This window comes from Streptomyces sp. NPDC058221 (assembly GCF_042882365.1).
Taxonomy (GTDB): Bacteria; Actinomycetota; Actinomycetes; order Streptomycetales; family Streptomycetaceae; genus Streptomyces.
Genome location: NZ_JBHVWF010000109.1, coordinates 23,038 through 29,106 on the forward strand (window position 1 = coordinate 23,038; position 6,069 = coordinate 29,106).

Below are 6,069 nucleotides of genomic sequence, written 5' to 3' on the forward strand. Positions count from 1 at the left end.
ATGGCCTCCCCCGCCCCCGGCACGGCCGTGCCCGCCGGCCAGGCCCCGCCCGTCGCACCGGTCGACGAGCGGCTGCCGCTCCCCCGGCTGGTCCCGCTGGCCTTCCAGCATCTGCTCGCCGGGGTCGCCGCGCCCGTCTCCTCGGTGATCCTCATCGGCACCACGCTGTCGTTGACCGCGTCACAGACGGCGTCCCTGCTCAGCGCGACGCTCGTGCTGTGCGGTGTCGGGGCGCTGCTCCAGTCACTGGGCGTGAGGACGCTGCGCATCGGCGCCCGGCTGCCGTTCCTGATGCTGCCGGGCGGCGCGGCGGTGGCGATCTTCCTCCAGGTCGCCAAGGAGCACGGGCCCGCCACCGCCTCCGGTTCGGTGCTGATCGCGGCGGTCTTCCTGATCGCCGTGCTGCCGCTCTACGGGCGGCTGGTGCGGTTCTTCCCGCCGCTGGTGATGGGCACCACGGTGGTCCTGATCGGGATCAACATGATCAAGATCACCGCGCCGATGATCGCCTCGGGGCCGGGCCTCGGCTTCGCCACGCTGGGTATCACCGCCCTGTTCTTCCTGTTCACGCGTGGTGTCTGGCGGCAGATGTCGGTGCTCTTCGGTCTCGCGGGAGGCACGCTCGTCGCCGCGGTGAGCGGTACGGCCTTCCACCTGGCGCACGGCAGCACGTTCGCGCTGCCCGACCCGTTCCCGTACGGCACACCGCACTTCGACCTGCTGGCGGCCGTGCCGCTGCTGGTGTTCGCGCTCGCCTCGCTGGCGGAGGCGACCGGACAGACCGTGCTGAACAGTGAGGCGGTGGGCCGGACCCCGGACGCCGCGCGGGACGTCCCGCGGATCTCCCGCGCGGACGCCGTGACCTCCCTGGGCGCCGGGGTCTTCGGTACGTCGCTGATGGTGACCAGCGCCGAGAACATCGGCATCGTCCAGCTGACCCGGGTGCGCAGCCGGTTCGTCACAGCGGGCGCGGGCGTACTGCTGATCCTGTGCGGTCTCGTCACACCGCTCACCCGGCTGCTCGCCGCCATCCCGGAGCCGGTGGTCGGCGCCGCGGGGCTGATCATCTATGCGGTGATCGCGACGATGGGCTTCGGCATGCTCAGCCGGGAGAACCTCACCCACGGCACCAACGGCATCGTGGTCGCGCTCGCGCTCTGCGTCGGCCTGCTGCCGGTCTTCGCCCCCGAGATGTACGCGGGGCTGCCGGTGTGGGCCCGGACGGTCTTCGGCAGCGGGGTGGCGGCCGGGGCGCTGGCGGCGGTGGTCCTCGCGGCGGTGTTCGCCAGGCTGGGTCCGCCCGACGGAGAGCCGGAGCGTACGGCGGACTGAGCACACACGACCGCCCCCGTCCCCTCGCACGGCCGGCGAGGGGACGGGGGCGGTCTCGCGTACGGTCCCGGGATCAGCCGAGGCCGCGGGAGTCCTGCTTGAGCGCGGTGTCCACGGTGAGCGCCGTCGCGACCACCAGGCTCAGCAGCGGCTCGGGCAGCTGGTAGTGGATCTGCAGCACGTAGTTGTCCGCCGTGGTGAACAGCGTCTTCGCGAGGCCTTCCCAGGTCTTGGTGATCCGGGCTATCTCCGCGTCGTTGTGGTCGACGATCGCGAAGTTCCAGGCGCGCCAGTTCTCCGCCTTGATCGCGCCGACCTGCTGGCCGTCCACCATGATCGCGAAGTTGATCTTGCCGATGGCGTTCTGCTGGACGATCTCGCCGACCGGCTGCCCGTCGGGGCGCTGGACGATGACCTTGGACTTGATGAACTTCGCCGGTCGGGTGAGCAGCAGTTGCGGCTGACCGTACGCGTCACGGATTTCGAGACGGTGGGTCATGTACTGGTCGATGCTGCTGAGGAACCGCACCACCTTGCGGACTGCGCCCTGACCGACCTCGGTGACCGAGCCGACGGTGTTGCCGTGCTGGTCGAACACGCTGTACTCGTTCGTCACCTCGATCAGCTTGGCCTTCTGGCTCACCACCAGGACCTGCTGATTGAAGAGCGTGCCCGCGCCCGCGGCGCCACCCTGCTGGGGGTGGACACCCTGCTGCGGCACCGCGGCCGGCTGCTGGGCGGCCTGCTGCTGCTGAGGGGCCGCCTGCTGCTGATACTGCTGCTGGGGGGCCGCCTGCTGCTGATACGACTGCTGCGGCGCCTGGGCGGGGGCCTGGGCCTGCTGCTGCCCGCCTGCGGGATTGGTGTGCTCGGTCCACTGGGAGCCGTCCCAGTAGCGCAGCAGCTGGGGGGCGCCGTGCGGATCCGGATACCAGCCCGCAGATACGTTCGAGTGCGTTGTCACCGGGGCACACTATCTCGCCATGCGGCCGGCGGAACCCCTTGCCGCCACATCCACAGCTTCCCGGACCGACATCCCTACTCATTGAAACTTCACACACCGTACGATGTCCGGGTGAACAGGAGGAGTGGAGGGACCGACCGGGTGCGCGGCGCCCGCGGCTCGGTGGTGCTCGGCTGGGCGTTCGTGCTCCTCGCCCTCATGTCGTGCTGTTCGCTCGCCTCCGCGCAGCCGGCCGACGCACATCACGGCGGCGCCTCCCTCACCGCCCCGCGCGCCATCACACCGGTACCGGCCGTCGCGGCGCGGGTCGTGGTGGCCGACGCTCCCGGGGACCGGGGCGCAGGGAGTTCCTGCCACGGCGCGTCCGAGCACACGGCTCCGGCCGTACTGCCCACCCAGCCGGCACCGGCCGCACTCCCGTCCGCGCCCGCCCTTCTGCCGGCCGGCGCCCTCACCGGCGCGTGCGGAATCCGGGGCCCCTCCAACGACGCCGCCGGCGACGTGGACCATCTGACCCTCCAGGTTCAACGGATCTAGCAGCAGCGCCCGTTCCCCGGCATCCCCGGGGACGCCTCCGCCTGCCCGCAGACCGTCCGGCTCACCGAACCGAATCCGAGGATCCGCCATGGCCTCCGCCAAGAAGCCCGCACCTGCCACCGCCCGCCGCGCCAAGCTGGAGGAGGCCCGCCGACAGGAGCGGGCCCGCGAGCGCCGCAGCCGCATCATCACGATCACCGCCGCCGTCGTCGTCGTGGCCGGACTGGTGGCGGGCGGCGGCTATCTGATGAACGCCGCCGACGAGCAGGACAAGGCCGAGACGGCCGCCAAGTCCTCGCCCGTCCAGGGCGAGAAGAGCTGGGACAAGCTCACGCAGAACCATGTCGAGAAGAAGGTCGACTACCCGATGAACCCGCCGGTCGGCGGCGACCACAACCCGGTGTGGATGAACTGCGACGCCGATGTCTACACGGAGGCGATACCGAAGGAGAACGCGGTCCACTCGCTGGAGCACGGCGCCGTCTGGGTCACGTACACCGGCAAGGCGAAGCCCGCCGACGTGAAGAAGCTCGGCGAACGGGTCTCGGCCACCTCGTACTCCCTGATGAGCCCCGTCGAGGACCAGGCCGCACCGCTGATGCTCAGCGCCTGGGGAAAGCAGCTGACCGTGAAGAGCGCGACCGATCCCCGGGTGGCGCAGTTCTTCACGAAGTACGTCCAGGGCCCGCAGACCCCCGAGCCGGGCGCCGCGTGCACGGGTGGGGTCGCCAAGTGACCCCGTCGGCGCGCGGGTCCCGCCCGCTGGTGCTGGCCGGCGGTGCGGTGCTGCTGCTGGCGCTGGCGCTGGTCGCGCTCACGGTCGCCCGCCCGTCCTCGTCGGCCCCGGCCGCGCGGGCGGCAGCGTCCGCCCCGGCCGAGACCTCGGCGGACGTGGGGTTCGCGCGCGATATGGCCGTCCACCACCAGCAGGCGGTCGAGATGTCGTTCATCGTCCGGGACCGCACCGGCGACGTGGCGGTGCGGCGGCTCGCGTACGACATCATCAACACCCAGGCCAACCAGCGCGGCATGATGCTGGGCTGGCTGGAGATGTGGGGTCACGCGAAGAGTTCGCCCGGGCCGCCCATGGAGTGGATGGGGCACACCTCCGCCCCGCGCGGCGACGGGGCCCTGATGCCCGGCATGGCCACCGACACCGAACTCGACGCGCTGCGGGCGGCGAAGGGCAGGGACGCCGAGGTGCGGTTCCTGCGGCTAATGACCGCGCACCACCGGGCCGGCGCGGACATGGCCCGGGCCGCCGCGGCCGCGGCCGGCACCGACGAGATCAGGAACCTGGCCTCGGGCATGGTGCTGGGCCAGGAGTCGGAGATCGCGCTGATGGCGGACATGCTCAAGGAGCGGGGGGCCACGGCCTGAGCGCACGGGACCCGGCCGAGCCCCCGAGCGGGGTGCGGCCGGGGCCCTGGTCCCGGCGTACTGACGTACGGGATCGCATAGGCTCGGCTCCGATATGAAGAGCAACCTCACGCCGCTGGGGCCCAAGGCCGACAAGGACACCGTCCGGCGCAACAACCTCAGCCTCGTACTGCGGGCCGTCCGCGACGAGAGCGAGGGCGAGGCGACCCGGGCCGGGGTCGCCTCGCGGGTCGGGCTGACCCGGGCCGCCGTGTCCTCGCTCGTCGAGCAGCTCCTCGACAGCGGGTTCCTCACCGAGTCCGGCAAGACGTTCAGCGGACAGGCGGGACGGCCGGGCACCGCGCTCAAAATGGCCCGCACCGGGCCCGCCGGCCTCGGGGTCGAGGTCAACATCGACTACGTGTCGGTGTGCGTCGTCGACCTGGCCGGCACCGGCCGGGTCCGGCTCACCGAACACCTCGACAACCGGGGCGAGCCGCCCGCCGAGGTACTGGCGCGGGCGGCCAGGATCGCCGCGCGCACCCTGGAGTCGGCGGGCGAGCAGGCCCTGTTCCCGGTCGGTGTCACCTTGGCGCTGCCGGGTCTGGTCTCGGGCGGCGCGGTGCGCCAGGCCCCGAACCTGGGCTGGAACCAGGTCCCGGCCCAGGAGCTGTTCGCCGCCTCACTGGCCGCCGAGCGCCCCGGTCACGAGGCGCTGGCGGTGAGCTCGGAGAACGAGGCCAATCTGGCGGCCCTGGCGGAGCTGTGGTTCGGCGGGCTGGAGCGGATCCGGAGCTTTCTCTATCTGACCGGCGAGATCGGCGTCGGCGGCGCCCTGGTCATCAACGGCGAGCTGCTGCGCGGGGCGCACGGGTTCGCCGGGGAGATCGGGCATGTGGTGGTGGACTCGCAGGGGCCGCAGTGCCGGTGCGGTTCGCGCGGCTGCCTGGAGCAGTACGCGGGACAGACGGCGCTGCTGCGGGCGGCCGGCATCGAGGAGGAGACGGGCAGCGGTATCGGGGTCGCCGAACTGGAGCGGCGCGTGCGGGCCGGTGACGAGCGTGCGGTGGACGCGGTCGCCGGTGCGGGCCGGATGCTGGGGCGGGTGCTGTCCGGCGCGGTGAATCTGCTGGACCCGGACGCGGTGGTGCTCGGCGGGGTCTACCGGAATCTGATGCCGTGGCTGTCGCCGCCCGTCGACCAGGAGCTGACCGGCCGGGTCGTGTCCGGGCTGTGGTCCCCGGGCAGCGGGCGGCTGCGCGCCTCGTCCGTGGCGGGTGACGCGGCACGGGGCGCTGCGGCGCTGGTCATGACGGATGTGCTCGCCGACCCGGTGGCGTACGCGGGACGGACCACGGCCCGCTGAACCGGGGCGGGCCGGAGGCGGACGCGGGAACGCGAGCGGGGGACGGACGCGCGGCGCGTCCGTCCCCCGTTGTCACCTCGTCAGCCCGTGCGGCAGGGTCAGCGGACCCCGAGCAGGTGGTCCATCGCCAGCTGGTCCAGGGCCTCGAACGCCATGCCGCGCTCCGCCGCAGCCGTCACGTCGAAGTCCTCGTAGGCGGAGCGGTCGGCCAGCAGCCCGGCCACACCGTCGGCCGCGGTGGGCTGTGCCAGCTCGTCCAGCCGGGACGCGCGCAGCGCCTCCTGCACGACCGGGTCGGCGCGGAAGGCGGCAGCCCGGTCCTTCAGGATCAGGTAGTTGCGCATGCAGCCCGCGGCCGACGCCCAGACCCCGTCGTAGTCCTCGGTCCGCGGCGGCTTGAAGTCGAAGTGGCGCGGGCCCTCGTAGCCGGCCGTCTCCAGCAGGTCGACGAGCCAGAAGGCCTGGCGCAGGTCGCCGGCGCCGAAGCGGAGGTCCTGGTCGTACTTGATGC

At 72.5% G+C, this 6,069-nt stretch carries 6 protein-coding genes and 1 pseudogene; 5 read left to right on the plus strand and 2 right to left on the minus strand.

Annotation, left to right across the window (positions count from 1 at the left end; all coding sequences use genetic code 11):
* Positions 1-1,332, plus strand: a complete 1,332-nt coding sequence (locus tag ACFVW8_RS28250) for a uracil-xanthine permease family protein (protein ID WP_389694804.1) — start codon at positions 1-3, stop codon at positions 1,330-1,332.
* A gap of 73 nt (positions 1,333-1,405) precedes the next feature.
* Here the strand turns inward: ACFVW8_RS28250 and ACFVW8_RS28255 are convergent, their stop codons facing one another.
* Complete coding sequence (locus ACFVW8_RS28255; protein WP_389694805.1) at positions 1,406-2,296, minus strand: phospholipid scramblase-related protein; 891 nt, start codon at positions 2,294-2,296, stop codon at positions 1,406-1,408.
* A 111-nt stretch (positions 2,297-2,407) separates the two neighbouring features.
* Here ACFVW8_RS28255 and ACFVW8_RS28260 point away from each other — a divergent pair, with 111 nt between their 5' ends.
* The 4 genes from ACFVW8_RS28260 to ACFVW8_RS28275 all read left to right on the plus strand — a co-directional run bounded on the left by ACFVW8_RS28260 (position 2,408) and on the right by ACFVW8_RS28275 (position 5,558).
* The gene (locus ACFVW8_RS28260; RefSeq protein WP_389694807.1) at positions 2,408-2,833 is read left to right on the plus strand and encodes a hypothetical protein; all 426 of its coding nucleotides are present in this window, start codon (positions 2,408-2,410) and stop codon (positions 2,831-2,833) included.
* Between the two features lie 88 nt (positions 2,834-2,921).
* A complete protein-coding gene (locus ACFVW8_RS28265) occupies positions 2,922-3,569 on the plus strand; it encodes a DUF3105 domain-containing protein (protein WP_389694809.1) in 648 nt (215 codons plus the stop codon).
* Complete coding sequence (locus ACFVW8_RS28270; protein WP_389694811.1) at positions 3,566-4,213, plus strand: DUF305 domain-containing protein; 648 nt, start codon at positions 3,566-3,568, stop codon at positions 4,211-4,213. The genes ACFVW8_RS28265 and ACFVW8_RS28270 overlap by 4 nt, the downstream gene beginning before the upstream one ends.
* A gap of 94 nt (positions 4,214-4,307) precedes the next feature.
* Complete coding sequence (locus tag ACFVW8_RS28275; RefSeq protein WP_389694813.1) at positions 4,308-5,558, plus strand: ROK family protein; 1,251 nt, start codon at positions 4,308-4,310, stop codon at positions 5,556-5,558.
* A gap of 98 nt (positions 5,559-5,656) precedes the next feature.
* On the opposite strand, the pseudogene ACFVW8_RS28280 reads toward ACFVW8_RS28275, so the two are convergent.
* Positions 5,657-6,069: pseudogene (locus tag ACFVW8_RS28280) on the minus strand (xylose isomerase); the annotation flags it as partial.

Bases quoted from the DNA above. Each gene is read 5' to 3' on its own strand.
- ACFVW8_RS28250 (WP_389694804.1), top strand. From the start codon at position 1: ATGGCCTCCCCCGCCCCCGGCACGGCCGTGCCCGCCGGCCAGGCCCCG.
- ACFVW8_RS28265 (WP_389694809.1), top strand. From the start codon at position 2,922: ATGGCCTCCGCCAAGAAGCCCGCACCTGCCACCGCCCGCCGCGCCAAG.
- ACFVW8_RS28275 (WP_389694813.1), top strand. From the start codon at position 4,308: ATGAAGAGCAACCTCACGCCGCTGGGGCCCAAGGCCGACAAGGACACC.